This window comes from uncultured Williamsia sp. (assembly GCF_947494875.1).
Classification (GTDB): Bacteria; Actinomycetota; Actinomycetes; order Mycobacteriales; family Mycobacteriaceae; genus Williamsia_A.
On sequence record NZ_CANLWM010000001.1, the window covers coordinates 1017414 to 1040101 of the forward strand.

Annotated in this window: 19 protein-coding genes; 6 read left to right on the forward strand and 13 right to left on the reverse strand. The window is 70.1% G+C overall.

The genetic code is table 11. The annotated features are described in order from the left end of the window. Positions 1–9: 9 nt before the first annotated feature. On the reverse strand, positions 10–378 hold the full coding sequence (locus Q1A98_RS04755) for a helix-turn-helix domain-containing protein (protein ID WP_299570282.1): 369 nt from the start codon (positions 376–378) through the stop codon (positions 10–12). 91 nt (positions 379–469) lie between these two features. Here Q1A98_RS04755 and Q1A98_RS04760 point away from each other — a divergent pair, with 91 nt between their 5' ends. Both Q1A98_RS04760 and Q1A98_RS04765 read left to right on the forward strand, forming a co-directional pair. Then, complete coding sequence (locus Q1A98_RS04760; RefSeq protein ID WP_299570284.1) at positions 470–1192, forward strand: SDR family oxidoreductase; 723 nt, start codon at positions 470–472, stop codon at positions 1190–1192. Further along, positions 1189–1971 carry an SDR family NAD(P)-dependent oxidoreductase gene (locus Q1A98_RS04765; RefSeq protein WP_299570285.1) on the forward strand — a complete coding sequence of 261 codons (783 nt, stop codon included), beginning with the start codon at positions 1189–1191 and terminating at the stop codon, positions 1969–1971. The genes Q1A98_RS04760 and Q1A98_RS04765 overlap by 4 nt, the downstream gene beginning before the upstream one ends. Here the strand turns inward: Q1A98_RS04765 and Q1A98_RS04770 are convergent. From Q1A98_RS04770 to Q1A98_RS04780, 3 genes are read right to left on the reverse strand one after another with little or no spacing between them, the layout of a single operon-like run. After that, positions 1959–2570 (reverse strand): DUF998 domain-containing protein, encoded by a 612-nt coding sequence (locus tag Q1A98_RS04770; protein ID WP_299570286.1) that lies wholly within the window; start codon positions 2568–2570, stop codon positions 1959–1961. The two genes, Q1A98_RS04765 and Q1A98_RS04770, sit on opposite strands and share 13 nt — an antisense overlap. Next, positions 2567–4228 (reverse strand): dihydroxyacetone kinase family protein, encoded by a 1662-nt coding sequence (locus Q1A98_RS04775; protein WP_299570288.1) that lies wholly within the window; start codon positions 4226–4228, stop codon positions 2567–2569. Before Q1A98_RS04775 ends, Q1A98_RS04770 begins: the two co-directional genes overlap by 4 nt. Then, positions 4221–5621 carry an amino acid permease gene (locus tag Q1A98_RS04780; RefSeq protein WP_299570289.1) on the reverse strand — a complete coding sequence of 467 codons (1401 nt, stop codon included), beginning with the start codon at positions 5619–5621 and terminating at the stop codon, positions 4221–4223. The genes Q1A98_RS04775 and Q1A98_RS04780 overlap by 8 nt, the downstream gene beginning before the upstream one ends. A 72-nt stretch (positions 5622–5693) precedes the next feature. Here Q1A98_RS04780 and Q1A98_RS04785 point away from each other — a divergent pair, with 72 nt between their 5' ends. Further along, positions 5694–6587, forward strand: coding sequence for a hypothetical protein (locus tag Q1A98_RS04785; RefSeq protein ID WP_299570290.1), 894 nt, complete (start codon positions 5694–5696; stop codon positions 6585–6587). Between the two features lie 84 nt (positions 6588–6671). Here Q1A98_RS04785 and Q1A98_RS04790 read toward each other — a convergent pair whose 3' ends face one another. Beyond that, positions 6672–7526 carry a MerR family transcriptional regulator gene (locus Q1A98_RS04790; protein WP_299570291.1) on the reverse strand — a complete coding sequence of 285 codons (855 nt, stop codon included), beginning with the start codon at positions 7524–7526 and terminating at the stop codon, positions 6672–6674. A gap of 25 nt (positions 7527–7551) precedes the next feature. Then, entirely contained in the window at positions 7552–8997 is a 1446-nt protein-coding gene (locus Q1A98_RS04795) for an amidase (protein ID WP_299570292.1), read from the reverse strand. 157 nt (positions 8998–9154) lie between these two features. On the opposite strand from Q1A98_RS04795, the gene Q1A98_RS04800 reads away from it, so the two are divergent. Then, on the forward strand, positions 9155–9883 hold the full coding sequence (locus Q1A98_RS04800) for a GntR family transcriptional regulator (RefSeq protein WP_299570294.1): 729 nt from the start codon (positions 9155–9157) through the stop codon (positions 9881–9883). Between the two features lie 121 nt (positions 9884–10004). Beyond that, entirely contained in the window at positions 10005–11387 is a 1383-nt protein-coding gene (locus Q1A98_RS04805; RefSeq protein WP_299570295.1) for an MFS transporter, read from the forward strand. Here the strand turns inward: Q1A98_RS04805 and Q1A98_RS04810 are convergent. The 7 genes from Q1A98_RS04810 to Q1A98_RS04840 all read right to left on the reverse strand — a co-directional run bounded on the left by Q1A98_RS04810 (position 11384) and on the right by Q1A98_RS04840 (position 21572). Then, entirely contained in the window at positions 11384–11983 is a 600-nt protein-coding gene (locus Q1A98_RS04810) for a flavin reductase family protein (protein WP_299570297.1), read from the reverse strand. The genes Q1A98_RS04805 and Q1A98_RS04810 overlap by 4 nt on opposite strands. Before the next feature lie 97 nt (positions 11984–12080). Beyond that, entirely contained in the window at positions 12081–13277 is a 1197-nt protein-coding gene (locus Q1A98_RS04815) for a M20 family metallopeptidase (RefSeq protein ID WP_299570582.1), read from the reverse strand. A 20-nt stretch (positions 13278–13297) separates the two neighbouring features. Continuing rightward, positions 13298–14524: a PLP-dependent aminotransferase family protein gene (locus Q1A98_RS04820; RefSeq protein ID WP_299570298.1), complete on the reverse strand. Its 1227-nt coding sequence runs from the start codon at positions 14522–14524 to the stop codon at positions 13298–13300. A gap of 34 nt (positions 14525–14558) precedes the next feature. Beyond that, the gene (locus Q1A98_RS04825; RefSeq protein ID WP_299570300.1) at positions 14559–15752 is read right to left on the reverse strand and encodes a M24 family metallopeptidase; all 1194 of its coding nucleotides are present in this window, start codon (positions 15750–15752) and stop codon (positions 14559–14561) included. A gap of 9 nt (positions 15753–15761) precedes the next feature. Further along, a complete protein-coding gene (locus Q1A98_RS04830; RefSeq protein ID WP_299570301.1) occupies positions 15762–17231 on the reverse strand; it encodes an NAD-dependent succinate-semialdehyde dehydrogenase in 1470 nt (489 codons plus the stop codon). Then, positions 17228–20233, reverse strand: a complete 3006-nt coding sequence (locus Q1A98_RS04835) for an FAD-binding and (Fe-S)-binding domain-containing protein (RefSeq protein ID WP_299570303.1) — start codon at positions 20231–20233, stop codon at positions 17228–17230. The genes Q1A98_RS04830 and Q1A98_RS04835 overlap by 4 nt, the downstream gene beginning before the upstream one ends. Before the next feature lie 10 nt (positions 20234–20243). Next, the gene (locus tag Q1A98_RS04840; protein ID WP_299570304.1) at positions 20244–21572 is read right to left on the reverse strand and encodes an aminotransferase class III-fold pyridoxal phosphate-dependent enzyme; all 1329 of its coding nucleotides are present in this window, start codon (positions 21570–21572) and stop codon (positions 20244–20246) included. A 103-nt stretch (positions 21573–21675) separates the two neighbouring features. Between Q1A98_RS04840 and Q1A98_RS04845 the strand changes: the two genes are divergently transcribed. Next, positions 21676–22647 carry a D-2-hydroxyacid dehydrogenase gene (locus tag Q1A98_RS04845; protein ID WP_299570306.1) on the forward strand — a complete coding sequence of 324 codons (972 nt, stop codon included), beginning with the start codon at positions 21676–21678 and terminating at the stop codon, positions 22645–22647. Positions 22648–22688: the final 41 nt, after the last annotated feature.

The window sequence follows — 22688 nt, forward strand, 5'->3', positions numbered from 1 at the left end:
ATCGAGCCGTTATCCCCGACCGCGGTCGGTGCGGGCATTCGCCGCCTCGACGTCGGGCACATGGGTCTCGGCCCACTCGCGGACGGCCGCGAGCGGCACCAGCAGTGACCGCCCGAGCTCGGTCAGTGCGTACTCGACGTGTGGGGGCTGACCGCCGCGGTCGATGCGGTCGACGAGACCGTCGTGGTGCAGGGCGCGCAGCGTCTCGGTCAACACCTTCGGGGTGATGCCCTGGATGTGCGCCTTCAGCGCGGTGAACCGCATCGGCCCGTCGGCGAGCGCGGTCACCACGAACACGGTCCAGCGCGCGCCGATCCGATGCAGCACCACCCGACTGGAGCATGTCGGTGCCATCACGTCGTACGCACGGGTGCTCATCGTCGCTGCTCCTGGTCGGTTTCGTTGTAGATACCGGTATCGAAACCATACCGTCCTGCTCGACAGATTCACGACACCAGGAGGAGACGACATGACACAGCGACTCGACGGCACGACCGTGCTCGTGATCGGCGGTGCGAAGAACCTCGGACTGGCCATCGCCCGCCGGGCGGCGGAGCTCGGGGCCGATGTCGTCGTCGGGGCGCGCGACGGCGAGGCGGCGGCCCTGGCCGCGACATCTCTCGGAGCGGGCGCCCGCTCGCTCGCGATCGACGTCACCGACGAGGCGACCGTCCGCGACGCGGCCGCCACGCTCGGCGCCGTCGACCACATCGTCGTGACCTCGGCGGCACACCACAACGTCGCGGTCACCGAGCTCGACCACGACCGGACTGTCACGGCGTTCGAGGCGAAGGTGATCGGCCCGATGCTCGTCGCCAAGCATTTCGCGCCGTCGATGCCGGCGAGCGGCTCGCTCACGCTCTTCTCCGGTGTGGCGGCCTGGAAGCCGTCGCCGGGGAAGGCCGTCATGGGCATCACCAACGGCGCGGTCGCGTTCGCCGCGAGTCACCTCGCCAGGGAACTCGCCCCCGTGCGGGTGAACGCCATCTCGCCGGGCATCGTCGACTCGGGGACCTGGGACGGTATGGCCGACGCCGACCGGGGTTCGCTGTTCGACGGGGTCGCCGCCACGAACCCCGTGGGCAGGGTCGGCAGGAGCGACGACATCGTCGACGCGGCACTCTGGATGATGACCGCGGGCTTCGTCAGCGGCGAGACCATCCACGTCGAGGGAGGCGCACGCAGCGCATGAGCACCGTCAACACCTACGCAGTCGACGACAAGGTCGTCGTGGTCACCGGCGCGGGGTCCGGCATCGGACGCGCGATCGCCCGGGCGTTCCTGGCCAACGGGGCCACCGTCGTCGTCACGGGCCGACGTCGTGAACCGCTCGAGGAGACCGTCGCCGGTGCGGACGACGGGCGCGCCGTGGTGCTGCCGGGCGATGTCGCCCGACGTGAGGACGTCGACGCGATGGTCGCCGCGACACTCGAGCGGTTCGGGCGGATCGACGTCGTGGTCTCCAACGCGGGCGTCCACGACGGCGGCGGCGACATCACCGAACTGACCGACGAGAACTGGGCACTGCTGCGTGGGGTCAACATCGACGGCTTCCTCCACGTCGCGCAGGCGACGTTGCCCGAACTCGTGCGCTCCGGTGGGAACCTCGTGGCTGTGTCGTCGGTGTCCGGGATCGCCGGGGACTGGGGTCAGGCAGCGTACAACGCCTCGAAGCACGCGATGACGGGGTTCGTCCGCTCCCTCGCCCTGGACTACGGCGGACGGGGTGTCCGGGTCAACGCCGTGCTCCCCGCGTTCACCCTCACCGAGATGACGTCGGGGATGGCCAGCGACGAGAAGGCGTTGGCGCCGTTCGTGAATCGGATCGCACTCGGGCGACCCGGGGAACCCGACGACATCGCGCCGGCGGTGGTGTTCCTCGCCTCCGACGACGCGCGCTACGTCACGGGGGCGCTTCTCGCGGTCGACGGTGGGACGAGTGCCTCGACGGGCCAGCCTCACACCGAGTGAGGTGACCGCCGTCTGCTGAGCAGCACGAGTCCCACCGCGACGTCCCAGGCGATGATCGTGTAGACGCTGCCCCGTTCGACGGCACCTTCCACACCCGTGTTCTGGTCGGCGATCGCGAGCAGCGCACCGAAACTCGCGATCCCAACGACCCCAGCGATGCGGCCGGCGACACAGAGCCAGCGCGCGACACCGACGTCCCGAAAAAGACGCCCGGCGAGGATCATCGCGGCGTTGCCACCGATGATCGCCAGCAGCGCACCGAACCCGTGCAGTGGTGAGGCGCCGGCGTGGAACAGGCCGACGAGCACGTTGCCGACACCGTTCGTCACAGTCAGCGCAGCGAACGCGATCCACGCTCGACCGCGCTGCCGGACGGAACGGGTCAGCAGCACCCCGGCGGTCGCGAACAGCACGCCGTGGAGGACGAACGCCCCCGCGTTCATCAGGGATGCCGACGGGGACACGCGCGGGACACCGAGCGCGCTGATGTAGTCGCGTGCGTAGCTGTAGTCCGGGTAAGGCTGTGCAGCAACGGTTTCGCAGATGATGTAGACCGCGCCGGCGACGAGCCACACCCACCCGGCCGCGCGAACGGTCACAGGTCGTCGGCCGCTGCGGCGAAGAACCACGCGACGACGAGGGCACCCGGGTCGACGACGCCGCGCGCCCGGTCACCCACGTAGCTCGCGCGTCCCCGCGACGCGACGAGGTCGCGCGTCGACTCGGCGCCGTCGGCGGCGGCGGTCGCCACCTCCGCCAGAGATACGCCCGCCCCTAGCGCGTCGGCTGCGGGTGACAGCGCGTCGACGAGGGTGTCGTCCCCGACCCGGGCGCCGCCGAGGTCCTGGATGCGGCGCAGCGCCTCGACGACGCCGGTCCGGAGCACCTCGAGGCGATCGTCGGACTCTCCTGCGGCCCGGGCGAGTTCGTCGAAGAACACGCCGAACAGTGCGCCGGACGTCCCGCCCGCCCGGACGAGGAACGAGGTGCCGATGGCCCGCAGGACCTCGCTGTCGGAACCGCGCAGGGGGAGCCCGAAGTGACGCAGCGCCGCAGCCATGTTGGTCCCGAAGTCGCCGTCGCCGGCCTGCCGATCGAGATCGGTGAGATCGTCGATCGACTCCTGCACCCTGCCGACGAACGCGGTGAGCCAGGCGGATTCGTCACCGGAGTCGGCGGCGTCGTCGGGCTCGGCGAAATGCACGTCGACCGGTCGGGACGCGCCGGTGGCGGTGACGGCGGGCCACCCGGGCGCGCCGGTCGGGGCGTCGAACAGCTCGACGATCTCGTCGTCACAGCGGACGACGGTGAGGGAGAAGCCGGCCATGTCGAGTGCCGTGACCAGCGACGCGACGAGGCTGCGGCGGACGGTGAACCCGCGGTCGGTGAGCTGTCGGACCGCCTGATCGAACACGACGTTCAGCTCCAGCGGATGCGCGGTCCCGAGCCCGTTGACGAAAACCAGCAGGTCGTCCCCGTCATCCGGTTGCAGTGCGGCCAGGATCCGGCCGAGCATCCCGTCCACCAGCTCGTCGGCGGGTTGCTGCGGGATCCGGTCGACGCCGGCCTCGCCGTGGATGCCGACGCCGAACTCCATCTCGCCCGGCGCGAGGTCGAAGCTGGGGCTCCGCGCTTCGGGAACGGTGCACGGCGCGAACGCGACGGAGAAGCTCCGTGCGTTGTGGGCGACCCGGCGGCCGATCGCGGTGACGGTGTCCAGGCTGTCTCCCCGCGCCGCCGCTGCGCCACAGACCTTCTCGACGAGGACCGTCGCCCCGGTGCCGCGTCGGCCGGGGCCGCCCTCGTCGTCTCCGGCTCCGGGATCGGTGGCCACGTCGTCGTCGACGAGGACGTGATCGGTGGCCACCTCGTCGCGCACCATCGTCCGTGCGACGCGGAAGTTCATCACGTCACCGGTGTAGTTCTTCACGATGTGCAGGACACCGGCGCCGCGGTCGACGTGACGCGTCGCCGCTGCCACCTGCAGGGCGTTGGGTGAGGTGAACACCAGACCAGGGCAGGCGGCGTCGAGCATGCCCGCGCCGACGAGCCCGGAATGCATGGGCTCGTGGCCGGATCCGCCGCCGGACACCAGCGCCACGCCGTCGTCGGTGCGATCGGTGCGGTGGAGGAATCCGGGGTCGGGCTCCCACGCGAGGTGGTCGGTGGCGGCGACGAGGCCGGCGATCGCATCGGTGAGGAAGCGGTCGGGGTCGACGGCGATCCAGGTGTGCGGCGGTCGGGTGCCGTCAGACACGGGTGTCCTTCCGGGTGTCGACCGGGGAGTCCTGCCCCGCCCGCTGTCGCCACACGCCCAGCGCGATGATCACCACGGCTGAGATGACCGAGAACCCGATCGCCTGCTGCTGGCTCTTGTCGAACGCCATCAGCACCAGCACCGCGACGATGAACACGATGACCGCCGACGTCAGATACGGGAACAGCCACATGCGCACGGGCGGGCGTTCGCCGGACGCCCGCAGGGTGCGGCCGAGTCGCAGTTGGCTGCACGCGATCGCGAGGTAGACGAACAGGGCGACGGCGCCGCTGGTCGCCAGCAGGTAGCCGAAGATCTTGTCGGGCAGGACGTAGTTGCCGACGACGGCGAGGAAGCCGATCACCATGGAGGCGAGCACCGCGACCCACGGCACGCCCTTGGACGTCAGCGACCGCACCGCACGAGGGGCGTCGCCGCGGTCGCCGAGGGAGAACAGCATCCGTGACGCGGTGTACAGCGACGAGTTCAGGCACGACGCGACCGCGGTGAGGATGACGACGTCCATGATCCGGCCGGACTGCGGGATACCGATCGCCTCGAGCACCGACTGATACGACCCGTCCTGCAGGCGGTTGTAGGGCAGCAGCGACACCACCACGAAGATCGACCCGATGTAGAAGAGCGAGATCCGCCAGATCACCGAGTTGACGGCCTTGGTGATTCCGGCCTTCGGATCCGGGGACTCCGCTGCGGCGATGGTGACGATCTCGGTGCCCATGAACGAGAACATCGTCACGAGCAGACCGGTGATCACGGCACCGAACCCGTTGGGCATGAACCCGTCCGGCTCCCACAGGTTCTTCACGCCGCTGACCTCGGAGCCGGGGAACACGCCGACGATCGCCAACACACCGACGACGATGAACGCGACGATCGCGACCACCTTGATGAGTGCGAACCAGAACTCGAACTCGCCGTAGTTGCCGACGCTGACCAGGTTCGTGACCGTCAGCAGGAGGGTGACGGCCAACGCCCACACCCACTGCGGCCCGCCGAGCAGATTCGTGAGGATCGACGCCGCGGCGGTCGCCTCGACGGGGATCACCAGCACCCAGAACCACCAGTAGAGCCAGCCGACGGAGAAACCGGCCCAGCGGCCGAGCGCGCGCGTCGAGTACACCGAGAACGACCCCGTGTCGGGGTTCGCGGTGGCCATCTCGCCGAGCATCCGCATCACGAGGATGACCAGGGTGCCGGCCATCAGATACGAGATGAGCACGGCGGGCCCGGCCTTCTCGATGGCGTTCGCGGACCCGACGAACAGGCCCGCCCCGATGACGCCCGCGATCGAGATCATCGTGATGTGCCGGGGCTTGAGTCCGGCGCCGAGCTGGGTGCCGGGTGTCTGCTCGGTGTCCGAGGTGGTGCTCATCCGGTCGATGATCGCGCATCCGCGGCGACGGCGGGGCGCGAGCGGCGAACCGGTCGGTTCTAGGGTCGGTGCATGACGCCACCGAGGTACGACGACGCACAGCGCGCCCGGGCACGCACCGCCTACGAGACGCTCGAGCCACTGAACGTGCTCGCCTACTTCCACCCGGGCATCGGCGAGGCACAGTCCGACACGGGCCTCGACCCCTACGCCTGGTACGTCGGTGCCCGCGGCGCGCCGCTCGGTGACTGCGCCGGTTCGGTCGTGTCCGCGGCGTTCTTCAACTTCAACCCCGCGATCGTCGAACCCGGGTGGGCGGCAGCGCGGAAGGTCGGCCTGGACGTCGTGCACGCGCGTCGCGAGCAGATGCTGGCGACCGCGCTCGGCGACATCTGGGGCGACCGTGCCGCGTCGGACGAGGTGCGAACCCTCGCCGACCGCCTGCTCAGCGTCGGGGCATCCGTCCCGATGGGTGGCCGGACGCTCGCGTCCGCGTGGGCGGAGGCGACGCCACCCGAGGATCCCGCCGTGCGTCTGTGGCATGCGGTGTCGGTGCTGCGCGAGTGGCGCGGCGACGGCCACGTGGCGGCACTGACCGCCGCCGGGTTCGACCGTGTGGAGGCGGTCGTCTTCCACGAGGCGTCGCATCCGGATCCCGCGATCCGCAAACGCGGGCTGGGCAAACGCATCTCGCAGCTCACCCGCGGATGGTCCGACGACGACTGGGACGCCGCGTCGTCGGCCCTCATCGCCCGCGGGCTCCTCGCCGAGACCGGTCCCGACGAGCGGGATGCCTTGTCCGACGCGGGCGGTCGCCTGTACGACGAGCTCGAGGTGATCACCGACGACGCCGCGGCGGCCGCGTGGGCCGGCGTCGACGACTTCGACGAGCTGATGGGCCGGATCCGCCCCTACATCAAGGCCATCATCGACGCCGGCGTGCTCCCGGGCACGAAGAAGAAGTAGACGCCGTCACGAACGTCCGCTCCACGGGCGCCGAGGGCAATGCTCCCTCTGCTCACGTGGAGCGGACGTCTGCGACGGGCTGGGTCAGCGGGTGACGCCGACGAGGACCTCGGTCACCCACTCGTCGGGGTCGTCGCCCATCTCGAGGTACACCTCGCGACCGCGACCGTCGAGATGCAGGCCCTGTTCGGTGGCCCATCGCCGCAGCAGCTGATAGGTCTCGTCGACGGTGTCCATCGACCCGCGGTGGACCAGCGACACGAACTCACCGGCCGCGACGTCGATCACCTCGAGGTCGGTGACCGATTCGGGGTGACCGACCAGCGCGTCGGTCGGGAAGCAGGCGCACACCCGCAACGCGTCCTCCGACGTCTCCGGTGCCGACTCGTAGTGCGCCACAGCCGGTCCGGCCGGTGGATGTCCTGCGGCGACGAGTGTGTCGACGACGGTCGGGTACAGCGACTGGATGAGCGGGCCGATCTCGTCGGAGACGGCGGCGGACGCGACCCCGGATCGCCCGTGGAGGCGGGTCGCGGGAAGCGTGACGGTGGTCGGGGTGACGGACATGGTGTTCTCCTGCTCGATGAGTCGGAGTCGCGCCTGCACGCGGGCCAGGCGGTGTGCGTCGGCCCGGATCGACTCGGCGAGCTCGGCCTGCCGCAGACGCAGCATGGCGCGGAGGTCGTCACCGGTGAGGTCGTCGTCGAGGACGCGGCGCACGACGTCGAGCCCGAGACCGAGCTCCTTCAGTGCGACGATGCGGTTCAGACGGCGGAGTTGATCCAGGTCGTAATGGCGGTAGCCGGTGTGCGGGTCGACGAACGCCGGGGTGAGGAGCCCGATGGCGTCGTAGTGCCGCAGCATCCGCACCGACACCCGGCCGAGTGAGGCGAAATCTCCGATGGTGATCATGGCGCTCACGACGATCCCGTCTGACACCGTGTCAGGGTCAACCCCCGTGGTGTCACGCGTCCTGGATCCGCGCGAACGCGCGATCGGCCTCGAGTGTGAAGGCGAGCTCCAGCAGGGTGGCCTCGTCGCCGTGGTCGGCCGAGAGCTGCACCCCCAGGGGCAGTCCCGTCGACGTCGAGGCCACGGGCAGCGAGATCGCGGGCCCGCCGGTCGCGTTGTTCAGCGGGGTGAACGCGACCCAGCGCACCAGGCGGGGGAAGAGGACGTCGAAACCCTGCGCGGGCGACAGGTGTCCGAGTTCGGGCGTCGTGTGCGCGACCGTCGGTGAGAGCATCGCGTCCAGTCCCCGGTCGGCGAACGCGGCGCGGTACTTGGCCTCCGACGCGCGCAGGCGCCACAAGGCCGCGGGTGTCCGCCAGAAGTTCCGCTGGAACCGTCGTGACAGTCCCGTCGTCAACGACTCGAGTTCGGACGCCTCGAACTCGGGGCTCATGATGCGACGACCGAACTTGGTCAGCGCGAACCCGAGCATGGACCAGTAGTGGACGAAGTCGTCCTTGAAGGCGACGAGGTCCTTCTCGGGCAGGGGTAGACCGACCGGGATGATCTCGTGCCCGAGTGCCTCGAGCCGCTCCGCGGTGGCCGTGACCGTGGCCCGGGTCTCCTCGTCGACGGGGAGTTCGCTGATTGAGCGGTCGACGAGACCGATCCGCATCCGCCGATCCGACGGGCCCTCGACGTGCCCGATGGGCCGCAGGCGTGGGGCCGGTCGGTACCGCTCGACCTGCGCCGCGAACGCAGCGGTGTCGCGGACGGTGCGCGTGAGGGCGCCGTTGCTCACGAGGTTCACGGGCATCTGGTCGGCGTGGTCGTCGGGCAGCTCCCGGCCGCGCGTGAACTTCAGCCCGACGAGACCGCACGCGGCGGCGGGGATGCGGATGGATCCGCCGCCGTCGTTGGCGTGGGCGATCGGGACCACACCGGACGCGACGAGTGCCGCCGATCCGCCGGACGACGCTCCCGCCGAGAACCGGGTGTCCCATGGGTTCGGGGTGGCCGGCGCGTCCTCGAACTCGGTGCTGGCGTTCAGGCCGAACTCGGGCATCCGCGACTTCGCCAGGCTGATGACACCGGTCGACAGGTACTGGTCGGTGACCGGCGCGTTCCGCCTCGCCGGTCGACCGTGCACGGCGCGGGAGCCCTGGTCCGACGGGAGCCCGGCGACGTCGGTGTTGTCCTTCACCACGGTCGGGACACCGGCGAACACACCCTTGCCGGGACTGCGCGCGAACGCGCGGGCGCGATCGAAGTCGGGGTGGGCGATCGCGTGCAGGGCGCCGACGGTGTCGAGACGGGCGAGTGCGGCGTCGACCGCCTCGAGAGCCGAGATCTCGCCGGACGCGATGCGAGCCGCGAGACCGGTCGCGTCGTCGTCGCCGAGCGCGTCGTCGGTGAAGGCGTGGACCCGGACACCGGTGTCCGGGGAGGTATCCGTCATCCGCCGACCTTATCGAGCGGGCGAGAACAGGTTCCCTGTCACACGGGTGGTTGGATTGTTGACAATCTACCGTCGGGACCGCACCATCGGATCACTGACCGAGACGAACTGGGGAGACCGCCCTGACTGTCGTGTACGGGCACCACCGGGTGTGCCCATGACCGAAGCCGCAGCCGCCGCAGGCGCACGTCGCCGTGTGCTCGCGCCCCTGGTGCAGGAGTCGACGCCGGCGATCATCGCCCGGCAGTTGCGCACTGCGATCGCCGAGGGCGAGTTCCCGCCCGGTTCGCAGCTCACCGAGGCAGGATTGGCCGCTGACCTGGGCGTGAGCCGCGGTCCGCTGCGGGAGGCGATGCAACGTCTCACGCAGGAGGGATTGCTCGTCAGCCACCGCAACCGTGGGTTGTTCGTCATCTCCATGGACGACGACGACATCAACGACATGTACGTGGCGCGGACAGCGATCGAGCGCGCCGCCCTCGCGCAGGTCGTCGCCCGTCACGACGACGAGGACCTCGCGGTGCTGCAGGCCGCCATCGACCACATGCAGCAGTTCGCCGACGACCCGAACGGCCGCGAGATCGCCGACGCCGACATGGCTTTCCACGCCCAGCTCGTCGAATGTGCTCGCAGCCCACGCTTGTCGCGGATGCACGAGACCGTCCTCGTCGAGACGCGAATGTGCCTGGGCGCCATGCGCGGTACCTACGTGTCGGCGCAGGCGCGCATCGACGAACACACCGATCTGCTGCGAGCCGTGGAGGCTCGCGACCCGGAGTCGGCCGACCAGCTGATGATCGCGCACATGCGTGACGGCCTGTCACGGATCATGCCGGAGGAATCGACGGTGACCGCACGGACGGTGCCCCCGCGGCACCCGACCTGACCAGCACAAGCGTGCGGATTCTCCGCATCCGGCGAGCCGAGGGTCTACCGTCGAACAGTCTGAGAGTCCGGATCGAGACCGCGTCCGGAGAGTCGATGCCCCCGATGGCGGCGGAGGAATGATGACAACCAAGACAGCATCCGACGGTCCCGCGCCGGACCTTCCCGACTCTGACTCGCCGGAGGGGAAGAAGCTGCTGCGGAAGGCGATCGGCGCGTCTGCCATGGGCAACGCCACCGAGTGGTACGACTACGGCGTCTACGCCGCGACCGCGACCTATCTGACGCAGGCGTTCTTCCCCGGCGACCTGGGGACCATCGGCACGATGCTCGGCTTCGCGGTGTCGTTCGCGCTGCGCCCTCTGGGCGGCATGGTGTGGGGTCCGATCGGCGACCGTATCGGCCGAAAAGCCGTTCTCGCCATGACGATTCTGTTGATCTCGATCGCGACCGCCCTCATCGGTGTCCTGCCGACGCACGCGGTGGCGGGCGTGTGGGCTCCGATCCTGCTCATCGTCCTACGTGTGGTGCAGGGCTTCTCCACCGGTGGTGAGTACGGCGGCGCGGCGACGTTCATGGCCGAGTACGCCCCGGATGCCAAGCGCGGCCGGTACGGATCGTTCCTGGAGTTCGGGACGCTCGCCGGTTTCGTCATGGGAACCGCCTTCGTCCTGTTCCTGGAGCTCGGCCTGACCGACGACCAGATGCAGACCTGGGGCTGGCGTATCCCGTTCTTCTTCGCACTGCCGTTGGGCCTCGTCGGCCTCTATCTGCGGAGCCAGATGGAGGACACCCCGGTGTTCCGCGAGATCGAGCAGAAGGGCGAGATCGAGGGCACGGCATGGTCGCGCTTCGTCGACCTGCTCCGCGACTACCGCCGCCCGATCATCATCATGTTCGGGATGGTGATCGCGCTCAATGTCGCCAACTACACCCTGTTGGCGTACCTCCCGACCTATCTGAAGAACACGATCGGCCTGGACGGCAACAACTCCACGGTGACGATGCTCATCGGTCAGTTGGTGATGATGGCGCTGATCCCCTTCGTCGGGCGCCTGTCGGACAGGACCGGTCGCAAACCGATGTGGTGGGGATCGTTGATAGGCCTGTTCGTGTTCGCGCTGCCCATGTTCTGGTTGATGGGCAAGGGCTTCGTCTGGGCCATCATCGGTTTCGTGGTGCTCGGTGTGCTGTACATCCCGCAGCTGGCGACCATCTCCGCGACCTTCCCGGCGATGTTCCCGACCCAGGTCCGCTACGCGGGTTTCGCGATCTCCTACAACGTGGCCACGGCGGCGTTCGGTGGTACCGCACCGCTGGTGAACGACGCTGTGGTGGAGAACAACTCGGGATGGGACCTCTTCCCTGCGGGGTACATGATGATCGCCTGCGCGATCGGCATGGTGTCCATGCTGTTCCTCCGCGAGACCGCCGGCACGTCCCTGCGCGGGACCGAGATCCCCGGCGAGGCGACCGACGCCGAGAAGGCGCTCACCTCCGCCTAGCTCGGGCGTTCGAGGTCGACCGTCGAGCTGGGCAGGCCCCACTCCATCCGGCCGAGACGGCTGACGGCGGCGAGCTTGGCGTAGTCGGGCATGCCGTCGTCGGCCAGGATCTCGGGATCGATGGTCAGGGCCACGACCTCGCCCATCACGACGACGCTGTTCCCGACCTCGACACTCCGGTGCAGGCGGCACTCGATGGCCACCGGGGAGTCCCGGACGCGTAGACAGTCGACGACGGTGGCGGGGGCCGAGGGGATGTCGGCCTCGACGAACTCGTCGATGTCGCGGTCGAACCCGGCGGAGCTCGCGTTCGCCTTCTCCATCAGCGCCTGGGTGGCGATGTTGATGACGAACTGGCCGGTCTCGATCGCGTTGCGCGCGCTGTCCTTCGCGCCGCCGACCGACGTGAACTGCACGACCGGTGGCGCCGTCGACGACACCGAGAAGAAGCTGTACGGCGACAGGTTGTCGACGCCGTCGGAGCTGCGGCTCGACACCCAGGCGATGGGCCGAGGAACGATGCTCGAGGTCAGCAGTTGGTAGAAGCGGCCGGGGTCGACCTCGGCGGGGTCGTGCACGATGCGGTCGGAGGACATGGCACCAGTGTGCCCGTGGCCCGTTCCCGCGACCAGAACCGCCTGTCGCGACCGGTGCGACGGTCGCGGGAGGAAGGAATGGTCGCGGGAGCGAGCGTCAGCCGAGGAGGCGCAGGGCGAGAACGGCGTAGGCGCGGGCGGCGGTGACGAGATCGTCCACGGCGACCGATTCGTCGGGTTGATGGGCCTGGCCGTTGATGTCACCGGGCCCCAGGACGATGCAGTCGACGCCGAGGTCGCGGCTGACGAACCCGCCGTCGCAGGCGGCGGTCCAGCCGCCGATGGATGTCGTGGCGCCGACGGCGGTGACTGCGTCGACGGCTGCTCGGACGAAGCCGTTGTCGGGTGCGGTGCGGAATCCCGGCATCGACATCGTGACGGCGACGTCGACCTCGATGCCGTCGGTGTCGATCCCACGACGACGGACCTCGGCGCGGAGGTCGGCGGCGATCTGCTCGGCGTCCTCGTCGGGCATGAGCCGACGGTCGATGCCGATGGCGCAGTTCGGCGCGACGGCGGAGATGCCCTGGCCGCCGGTGATGGTCCCGACGTTCCACGTGCCGGCCCCCAGCAGCGGGTCGAGGTCGGCCTGCATCGCGCCGTGGTCGGCCCGGATGATGTCGATGACCTTCGCGGCGGCGTCGATGGCGTTGCGACCGTCCGCGGGCCGACCGGAATGCGCTGCGCGCCCGCGGATCTCGATCTCGATGTACGAGGCGCCACGGCAGGCGATCACGGTCTCCATCGCGGTCGGTTCCGCGACGACGCACCCCGCGTAGCCACCAGGATGCAGGGGGTACGACGACGGCGACCCGACGAGGTCGCGCACGCCGATGCCGTGCTCCTCCTCGTCGACGGTGCACACCAGCTGCAGGGGACCGGAGAGGGTCTCACCGCGGAGGGCGTCCATCGCGGCCACGATCGCCGCCAGGCCGCCTTTCATGTCGGTGCTGCCGCGGCCGATGATGCGACCGTCGGCGACGCGCGCGGCGAAGGGGTCCCCGGTCCAGCCCGGTCCGGGCGGGACGACGTCGGAGTGCCCGAGGAACATCAGGCCGGGACCGTCGCCTCCGGGCAGCGTCGCGACCAGGTTGGGGCGCCCCGGGGCGGCCTCTCGGATCTCGACGGTCGCGCCGACGCGTTCTGCCGCGGCACGTAGCACCGCCACCGCGTCGCCCTCCGTCCCACCGGGATTGACGCTCGGGGCCTCGACGAGTGCGGTGGTGAGCGCGACGATCGCCGTGGAGTCGACGCGGTCGCAGACCGACCGCTCACGGTCGGTGGGGGCGGCCACGGGGGACGTCACGGCATCGGTCACGCGACCATCTTCTCAAGGCTCACCGTGAGCCGCCGGATGCCTTCCTCGATGCGCTCGGGCGTGCTGGAGGCGAAGCAGAGACGCAGCGCGTTGCGGAACCGGCCGCCCGGCGACAGCGCCGGCCCGGGGATGAAGGCGACGCCGTCGGCGAGTGCGCGTTCGAACAGCTCGCGCGTGTCGATCTCGCCGAACTCGCCGGTCAGCGTGAGCCACAGGAAGAACCCGCCCTCGGGGTTCGTCGTCGTGACGCGGTCGCCGAGGTGCCGGGCGATCGAGTCGAGCATCGCGTCCTTGCGTTCCCGGTAGAGCCCGCGGATCTCCTCGAGGTGGGCGTCGAGGCCACCGCGCGCGATGTACTCGGCGACGATGTGCTGGTTGGGCACGTTGGTGCACGTGTCCATGGCCTGCTTGCCGTTGATGAGCAACTGCCGCAGCGACGGGTCGGCGTCGACCCAGCCGACGCGCCAGCCGGGCGCGAGGATCTTCGAGAACGTGCGCACCGAGAACAGCAGCGGGTCCTCGGGGCTCAGGGTGCGGAACGTCGGGATGTCGGTGCCGTGGAACCGGAGCAGGCCGTAGGGGTCGTCGTCGATGATCACCGAGCCCCACCGGTGGGCGAGCTCCAGCAACGCTTTCCGCCGCTCCAGCGACAGCGTGACGCCGGACGGGTTCTGGAACGTCGGGATGGTGTAGATCGCCTTCGGGGGTCGGTGATGGTGTGCCACCAGGTCTTCCATGAGGTCGACGCGCATGCCCTCGTCGTCGACAGGGATCTCCAGCAGCTGCGCCCCGTAGGACAGCGCTGTCGCACTCCCGTTGGTGTACGTGGGGGATTCGACCACGACCAGGTCGCCGGGGTCGACGAAGAGCTTGCACGCCAGGTCGAGGCCCTGCATGCCACCGGTGGTGATGACGAGGCGGTCCTCGCTCGACGGGTCCGGCGTCCCCGCGAGGTACTTCACCAGCAGTTCGAGCAGACGGGGCTCGCCCTCGGTGGCGCCGTAGGTGAACGACGAGCTGTCGAGGATGGATCCGGCGATCTCGCGGAACTCCTCCGACGGCACGGCCTCGTCGGCCGGCGAGCCCATCGCGAACCGGACGATGTCGTGCTTCTGCGCCGCGAGAAGCGACGTCGACGAGTCGATCATCGACCCGACGAGGTCCTTCGCCCGACCGGCCAGCGGCAGGGTGGGGCTGTGGTGCGCCAGTTCGGTGGCGGTCATGGTCGCTCCTTCGTGGTCGCGTGCAGGGTGGTGGTCACTTGCGGATCAGTTCGCGCGGGACGGAGGTGAAGGTCTCGACGCCGGACGCGGTGACCCGCACCGACTCCGACACCTCGAAGCCGTACCCGTCCATCCACATGCCACCGATGACGTGGAAGCACATGTTCTCCTCGAGCACGGCCTCGTCCTCGGTGCGGATGCTGATGGTGCGCTCGCCCCAATCGGGGGGATAGGCGATACCGATGGAATAGCCCAGACGCGAGGGCTTCTCGAGTCCATACTTCGCCAGCGTCCAGTTCCACGTCGACGCGAGCTCTCGCGTCGCGACGCCGGGCCGGATGGTGTCGAGCACGTTGTTCAGACCCTCGATGGCGGCACCGGCGACGTAGTCGACATCCGGGTTCGGCGTCCCGATCGCCACCGTCCGCGCCAGGGGACAGTGATAGCGGTTGTGCGCGCCGGACAGTTCGACGACGACGGCCTCGTCGTTCGCGAAGGTGCCCTGGTTCCAGGTGAGGTGCGGGGTGTCGGCGGCCGCACCGGTCGGCATCATCGGGACGATAGCGGGGTAGTCACCCCCGAACTGCTCGGTCCCGGTGATCTGCGCCTGGGAGATCACCGCGGCCGCATCGCACTGTCGCACACCGGCGTCGATGATCTCGATCGCGGCGCGCATCGCCTCCGAGCACACCATCCCCGCCTGCCGCATCAGCTGGATCTCGGGATCGGACTTGATCGACCGCACCCAGTTGACGATCTCGAAGCAGTCGACCAGCTTCCACTCGGGGATCGCGTTGAACAGCGCGCGATACGCCTTGGGTGGGAAGAAGTGCGAGTCCATCTCGAGCCCGACGCTGCCCTGCTTGGACGCCGGCGCGATGAGGTGCCGCTGGCGCAGCGACCAGGCGACCCAGTCGAACGGGTGCACGTGCGGACGGTGCACGTAGCTCTCCGGGTAGCCGACGATCTGGTCCTCCGGCAGCCACGTTGTGCGATGCGCGCCCTTCGCGTCCATCTCCCGCAGGTAGAACACCATCTCGCCCTCGATGGGGACGAACAGCATCTGCGGGGTGTAGAACGACCACGCGTTGTAGCCGATGAGGTAGAAGATGTTCGCCGGGTCGGTGACGATGACCGCCGAGAGACCCTGACGTTCCATGAGTTCCCGGACGCGGAGCAGCCGGTGGGCGTATTCCTCGTCGGTGAAGAGTTGGGATCCGAGGTACACGGCGGTCCCCTAGGTCCGCGGGATCGCGAGGTACTTGGTCTCGAGGAACTCCTCGATCCCGACGCGGCCGCCCTCACGGCCGAGCCCCGACTCCTTGACGCCGCCGAAGGGTGCGGCCGGGTTCGAGACGAGACCGGTGTTCAGACCGACCATGCCGACCTCGAGCTTCGACGACAGCCGCAGCGCGCGGTCGATGTCCTGGGTGAAGAGGTAGCCGACCAGGCCCCACGGGGTGTCGTTGGCGAGGCGGATCACCTCGTCCTCGTCGTCGAACGGGATGAGAGCCGCGACGGGACCGAAGATCTCGGTCGCCATGAGATCGGATTCGGCGCTCACGTCGGTGAGAACGGTGGGCGGGTAGAAGAATCCGGGCCCGTCGGGCACCGTTCCACCGCACATCACCGTGGCACCCCGCGCGACGGCGTCGTCGACGAGCTCGCGGACCTTGGTGAGGGCCTTCTCCTCGACGAGCGGACCGACCTGGGTGCCGTCAACGGCACCGTCGCCGACGCGCAGGGCGCTCATCTTCTCCGTCAGCTTGCTCCCGAACTCGTCGGCGACGCTGCGGTGCACGAAGATCCGGTTGGCCGCCGTGCAGGCCTCGCCCATGTTGCGCATCTTCGCGACCATCGCGCCGTCGACGGCGCGATCGATGTCGGCGTCGGCGCAGACGACGAACGGCGCGTTGCCGCCCAGTTCCATCGACGTGCGCATGACGGTGCCGGCGGCCTGCTCGAGCAGCAGCTTCCCCACGGCCGTCGACCCGGTGAAGCTGAGCTTGCGGGCGAGTCCGCTCGTCATCCACTCGGTGACCACGGGGCCGGGGTCGTTCGTCGTGACGATGTTCAGCACACCGTTCGGCAGGCCGGCCTCGGTGAGGATGCCGGCGAGTGCCAGCGAGGTCAGCGGGGTCAGCTCGGCGGGTTTGAAGACCATGGTGCAGCCGGCGGCGACTGCCGGGCCGATCTTGCGGGTCCCCATGGCCAGCGGGAAGTTCCACGGCGTGATGAGCACGCACGGCCCGACGGGCTCCTTGGTCACGATGACGCGATTGGCCCCGTCGCCGGTGGTGGTGTGGTCACCGCCGATGCGCACGGCCTCCTCGGCGAACCACCGGAAGAACTCGGCGCCGTAGGCGACCTCACCCTTCGCCTCGGCGAACGGCTTGCCCATCTCGGTGGTCATGATCAGCGCGAGCTCGTCGACCCGATCCATGATGAGCCGGTGTGCGCGGTAGAGGATCTCGCTGCGCGACCGCGGCGATGTCGCCGCCCACGACGCCTGCGTGGCGGCGGCGGTCTCGATGGCCCGGCGGGCGTCCACGGCACCACCGTCGGCGACGGTGGCGATCTCCTCGCCGGTCGCGGGGTTGATCACGGGGAACGTCGCGCCGGATTCGGCGGGCACCCACTTGCCGTCGATGAACAGCCCGGTGTCGAGCGCTCTGATCGTCTCGGCAGCGGATCGGGTGTCGCTCACGGTGTCTCCCTCGTCTCGGTCGGGGTCGGGCGGTCGGGGTCGATCAGTTCGGCGAGGTGCGTCCCGGTCACCGCGTCGATGGCGGCGTCGACCCCGGCGAGGTGATCGACGGCCATCGCGCAGCTGAAACCGTCGGTGAGGACGGGTTCGTCGGGCCGACGAGATCGCAGTGCCGGTGCGAGCGCCTGCTCGCCGACCGCCATCCCGACCTCGTAGTGTCCCCGCTCGAACCCGAAGTTGCCCGCCACGCCGCAACACCCGTCGGCCGAGCGGACGTCGGCGACGCCGAGGCGACGCAAGACCGACGCCTGGGTCGACGGGCCGAACACCGCGTACTCGTGGCAGTGGGTCTGCACGGTGACGGCCTGCGGCACCGGCGGGGGAGTCCAGCCGTCGTCCAGCATCGCGCCGACGTGCGTGGCGAAGCTGCGGACTCGTGCGGCGACCCGCCGCGCGGCGTCGGTGTGGACGAGCTCGGGCAGGTCCTTGCGCAGCGCGGCCGCGCAGCTCGGCTCGGGGACGACGATGGGACGGTCGGTGCCGTCGTCGAGCGCATCGGCCGTGCGGATGAGCACCTTCCGGGCGCGGTCGAGCTGGCCAGTCGAGATCCACGTCAGCCCGCAGCAGTTGTCCCTCTCGCAGCTGACGCTCTCCGCGCCGCCCATCACCCGCGCCGCCGCCTCGGCCACCTCCGGACGGAACGCCTTGGTGAACGAGTCGACGAACAGCACGGCCGACGCGTCGTCACGCCGGACGAGCGAACGGAGCGCCGCGCGGACCTGCTTGCGCCGCGCGAACCTCGGCATCGACCGCCGTGCGTCCAGGCCGGCGACGCGGGCGGCCGGGCCGGCGAGACGCGTTCCGAGCACCGCGTTGATCATCGGGGCCACCGCAGTGGCGATGCTCAACCACGCCGGCATCCACCCCAGCGAGTAGTGCGACATGGGACGCTTCCGACCCCTGTAGTGGTGGTGGAAGAATTCGGCCTTGTAGGTGGCCATGTCGACGCCCGTGGGGCAGTCGGTCGAACACGCCTTGCACGACAGGCACAACTCGAGCGACTCGCGGACATCCTCCGACCGCCAGCCGGATTCGACGTCGGGCGCCGAGCGGAGCATCTCCTGCAACACACGGGCGCGGGCTCGGGTGGAGTCCTTCTCGTCGCGGGTGGCGCGGTAGCTCGGGCACATCACGCCGCCGCTGTGCGAGCGGCACCGTCCCACGCCGATGCACGCCTGCGTCGCGTGGACGAACGGGTCGAGATCGGTGCCCGCGGGGACGTCGGTGTCCGCGGCGTGCGCGGACCCGGGTATGCCGAGATCGAAGACGGTGTTCCAGGTGCGGCGGGGGATGTCGGCGAGTGCGAGGTCGTCGCCGATCGGTGCCGGGTCCACGATGCTTCCGGGGTTGAGCAGGGCCTCGGGATCCCAGATGCCCTTGAACCGCTCGAACAGTCGGATCATCTCCGGCGAGTACATGATCGGCAGCAGCTCCGAGCGCGCCCGGCCGTCGCCGTGTTCCCCCGACAGCGACCCGCCGTGGTCCACGACGAGCTGGGCGGCGTCGCGGACGAAGGCGAGCATCGTCGCGCGGCCGGACTCCGTGCGCTGGTCGAACGTGACCCGGACGTGCATGCAGCCGGCGCCGAAATGGCCGTACATGACGCCCGTGAGGCCGTGGTGGTCCAGCAGGTCGCGGAAACCCTCGAGGTACTCGGGGAGGCGCGCGGGGGCGACGGCGGAGTCCTCCCAGCCGGGCCACGACTCGTAGCCCGCACCGGCGTCGGGGTCGTCGAGGTCGACCAGACGCGACGACAGTCCGGCGCCGTCCTCACGGACGCGCCACAGCATCGACCGCGCCGCGGGATCGGTGACGGTGCGGGTGTCGACGAGGCGGCCGTTCGACCGCAGCTTGTCGGCGAGATCGGCGACGGCTGCGGCGATGTCGTCGACACGACCGCCGACGCTGTGCTCGTCGAGTTCGATGTAGATCCAGGCGTTCCCGTCGGGGAGGCCGTCGACCGACGCGCGGCCGCGCCGGGCGCGCATGGTGGCGACGATCCGCTCGTCGATGCCCTCGATCGCCGACGGCGCGAAGTCGAGCATCGTCGGCACGTCGCGGGCAGCGTCGACCACGTCGCGGTAGCCGACACAGAGCAGCTGAGGATGCTGGGAGACGGGGACCAGCGCCACGGTCGCGGCGACGACGATCGCGCAGGTCCCCTCGCTGCCCACCAGCGCGCGGGCGACGTGGAAGCCGTGCTCGGGCAGGAGGTGTGCGAGGTGATAGCCCGACACCTGGCGGGGTATCCGCTCCAGCTCGACGCGCAGCGGTGCGAGGTTCTCGGTCGCGAGGTCCCGCAGCGATTGCTCGATCTCGGCGGCGCGGCGTACCGCGACGGTGTCGGACGGGTCGGCGGCGCGCAGGCCTGTCGCGGTCGCGACCAGGAGGTGACCCTCCGCGGTCACGACGGTCACGTCGACGACGTGGTCGGTGGTACGTCCGTACCGGACGGAGTGGTTGCCGCAGGCGTCGTTGCCGATCGCGCCGCCGAGGCAGGCGCGCGACTGGCTCGACGGGTCGGGGGCGAAGGTGAGCGCACCGTCGCTGGCCTCGCGGACGTGCTTCTGCAGCGCGGTGAGGACCACGCCGGCCTGTGCGGACGCGGTGCCTGCGTCGGTGTCGACGGCGAGCACGCGTGTCATGTGTCGCGACAGGTCGATCACGACTCCGGACCCGATGGCGTTGCCGCCCATGCCCGTTCCGCCGCCCCGGGGGATGACGGGAACACGATTGCTGTGACACCAGGCGACAGCCGTGGCGACCTCGCCGGCGTCGCGCGGGAACACCACGCACAGCGGCCTCAGCCGGTAGTTCGAGGCGTCATAGGAGTACTCGGCCCGACGGCGCGTGGAGTCGTCGGCGAGCAGGCCCAGTTCGCGCAGGGCGCTGCCGGCCGCGGCGGCGTCGATCGCCGTCGGCCGTGACGAGGTGACGGTCATGGGCGAGGTGTCAGCCCAGCACGTCGTCGACGGCGGCGGAGAACCGTTGCAGGCCTGCGGTGATCTCGTCCTCGGTGACGACGAGCGCCGGGATCAGACGCACGACGTTGCCGAGCGGTCCGCAGGTCAGCGTGAGCAGTTCGTGGCCGATCGCCGCCTGTTGCACCGCGGCGGCAGCGGCGGCGTCAGCGACGGGCACGGCGCCCGGGGCGGACGGGTCGACGAACTCGATGCCCGCCATCAGACCGCGCCCACGCACGTCGCCGATGCGCGGGTTGCGGGCCTTGATCTCCTGCAAGCCGTCGAGAAGCTGATCCCCACGGACGCGGGCGTTCTCGACCAGGTTCTCGTCGCGGATGACGGCGAGGGTCTCCACACCGGCCGCAGCGGCCACGGCGTTGCCGCCGTAGGTGCCACCCTGCGAGCCCGGCCACGCCTTGCTCATCAGCTCGGTCGACGCGGCGATCGCGGAGATCGGGAAGCCCGAGGCGATGCCCTTCGCGGTGATGAGGATGTCGGGGACGACGCCCTCGGCGAACTGGTGCCCCCAGAACTTCCCGGTGCGGCCGACCCCCGCCTGCACCTCGTCGACGATGAGCACGATGCCGTGGCGGTCGGCGCGCTCGCGCAGTCCCTGCAGGAACGCGGGCGGCGTCGGCAGGTATCCGCCGTCACCGAGGACCGGCTCGATGAGCATGGCCGCGGTGTCGATCGGCGCGACGCGCGAGGCGAAGAGGTAGTCGAGCTCGCGCAGCGCGAACTCGACCGCGGACGCCTCGTCCATCCCGTAGCGGTAGGAGTAGGGGAACGGCGCCATGTGGACGCCGCTCATCAGCGGCGAGAAGCCGGCGGAGAACTTGGTGCCCGCGGTGGTGAGGCTCGCCGCGGCGACGGTGCGTCCATGGAAACCGCCCTGGAACACCACGATGTTCGGGCGTCCGGTGGCCATGCGCGCCAGGCGAATCGACGCCTCGACGGCCTCGGACCCGGAGTTGGCGTAGAAGACGGAGTCGAGCCCCTCGGGCAGGACCTCGCCGAGCGCGTCGGTGAGCGCGAGCAGCGGCTGGTGCATCACCGTCGTGTATTGCGCGTGGATGATCTTCCCGCACTGTTCCTGCGCCGCGGCGACCACGCGCGGATGGCAGTGGCCGGTGCTGGTGACGCCGATGCCGGTCGTGAAGTCGAGGTAGGCGTGTCCGTCGGTGCCGTGGATCCACGAGCCCTGTGCATGGTCGACGACGACCGGCGTGGCCTGTTTGAGCGCCGGGCTCAGCGTGGCGCGCGGGCGCGGCGCGGCTGCGGATGTCGAGGCGGGCGTGGAGGCCAACGTGGACGTCATGGCCACAGGGTGACGGGCCGATGGTCGGATTGTCAACAATTGGACCATCCACCCCGCGCGGTGTCGGATCACCACCGACGACGGGCCGCACTACGGTGGGCGCATGAGTGCCCGACCGGTGCGCCTGACCGTCCTCACCCGCGACGATCTGGACCCGCCGCACAATCTCGACGAGATCGCCGAACTGGCCGACATCCGCCTCACGACCGCCGCGTCGCTGGCCGATGACCTGCGCGGGAGCGGCGTCCTGCTCCTGTGGGACTACTTCTCCTCCGCGTTGCGCGACGCGTGGTCGGGGGCGGACTCCCTGCGGTGGGTCCACGTGTGTGCGGCCGGGGTGGACGCCATGCTGTTCGACGAGCTGCGCGCCTCCGACGTGACCGTGACCAACGCGCGCGGGGTCTTCGACGGGCCCATCGCGGAGTTCGTCCTCGCATCGATCCTCGCCCGCGACAAGCAACTGCACCTCAGTCGCGCATTGCAGCGCGAGCACGACTGGCGCTGGCGCGAGACCCGACGCATCGCCGGCTCCACGGCGCTGGTCGTCGGGACCGGGGGCATCGGCCGCGCCACCGCCCGGCTGCTCCGCGCCGCGGGTCTCCAGGTGACGGGCGCCGGACGCACGGCTCGCGACGACGATCCCGACTTCGGCACCGTCGTCTCCACCGGCGACCTCGTCGACCACGTCGGAGACGCGGACAACGTCGTGCTCATCGCCCCGCTCACCGAGCAGACCGCGGGGCTCGTCGACGCGCGGATCCTGGCCGCCATGAAGTCCTCGGCCCACCTGATCAACGTGGGCCGGGGTGCGCTCGCGGTCGAGGACGACCTCGTCGCCGCGCTCCGGAACGGGACGATCGCCGCGGCGTCGCTCGACGTCGTCGAGACCGAGCCACTGCCCGACGACAGCCCCCTGTGGGACATGGAGAACGTCGCGATCTCGCCGCACATGAGCGGCGACGTCGTCGGCTGGCGTGACGAGCTCGCCGACCAGTTCCTCACCCGGCTGCGCGCCCACGTCGCCGGTGAGGAGCTCGTCGGCGCCGTCGACAAGCAGCGCGGCTACGTGCACTGACACCGCCCGCCTCGTCGCGGCCGAGATGTTCACAGACGTAT

Bases quoted from the DNA above. Each gene is read 5' to 3' on its own strand.
- Q1A98_RS04755 (WP_299570282.1), bottom strand. From the start codon at position 378: ATGAGCACCCGTGCGTACGACGTGATGGCACCGACATGCTCCAGTCGG.
- Q1A98_RS04760 (WP_299570284.1), top strand. From the start codon at position 470: ATGACACAGCGACTCGACGGCACGACCGTGCTCGTGATCGGCGGTGCG.
- Q1A98_RS04765 (WP_299570285.1), top strand. From the start codon at position 1,189: ATGAGCACCGTCAACACCTACGCAGTCGACGACAAGGTCGTCGTGGTC.
- Q1A98_RS04780 (WP_299570289.1), bottom strand. From the start codon at position 5,621: ATGAGCACCACCTCGGACACCGAGCAGACACCCGGCACCCAGCTCGGC.
- Q1A98_RS04785 (WP_299570290.1), top strand. From the start codon at position 5,694: ATGACGCCACCGAGGTACGACGACGCACAGCGCGCCCGGGCACGCACC.
- Q1A98_RS04795 (WP_299570292.1), bottom strand. From the start codon at position 8,997: ATGACGGATACCTCCCCGGACACCGGTGTCCGGGTCCACGCCTTCACC.
- Q1A98_RS04800 (WP_299570294.1), top strand. From the start codon at position 9,155: ATGACCGAAGCCGCAGCCGCCGCAGGCGCACGTCGCCGTGTGCTCGCG.
- Q1A98_RS04805 (WP_299570295.1), top strand. From the start codon at position 10,005: ATGACAACCAAGACAGCATCCGACGGTCCCGCGCCGGACCTTCCCGAC.
- Q1A98_RS04810 (WP_299570297.1), bottom strand. From the start codon at position 11,983: ATGTCCTCCGACCGCATCGTGCACGACCCCGCCGAGGTCGACCCCGGC.
- Q1A98_RS04820 (WP_299570298.1), bottom strand. From the start codon at position 14,524: ATGACCGCCACCGAACTGGCGCACCACAGCCCCACCCTGCCGCTGGCC.
- Q1A98_RS04835 (WP_299570303.1), bottom strand. From the start codon at position 20,233: ATGACCGTCACCTCGTCACGGCCGACGGCGATCGACGCCGCCGCGGCC.
- Q1A98_RS04840 (WP_299570304.1), bottom strand. From the start codon at position 21,572: ATGACGTCCACGTTGGCCTCCACGCCCGCCTCGACATCCGCAGCCGCG.
- Q1A98_RS04845 (WP_299570306.1), top strand. From the start codon at position 21,676: ATGAGTGCCCGACCGGTGCGCCTGACCGTCCTCACCCGCGACGATCTG.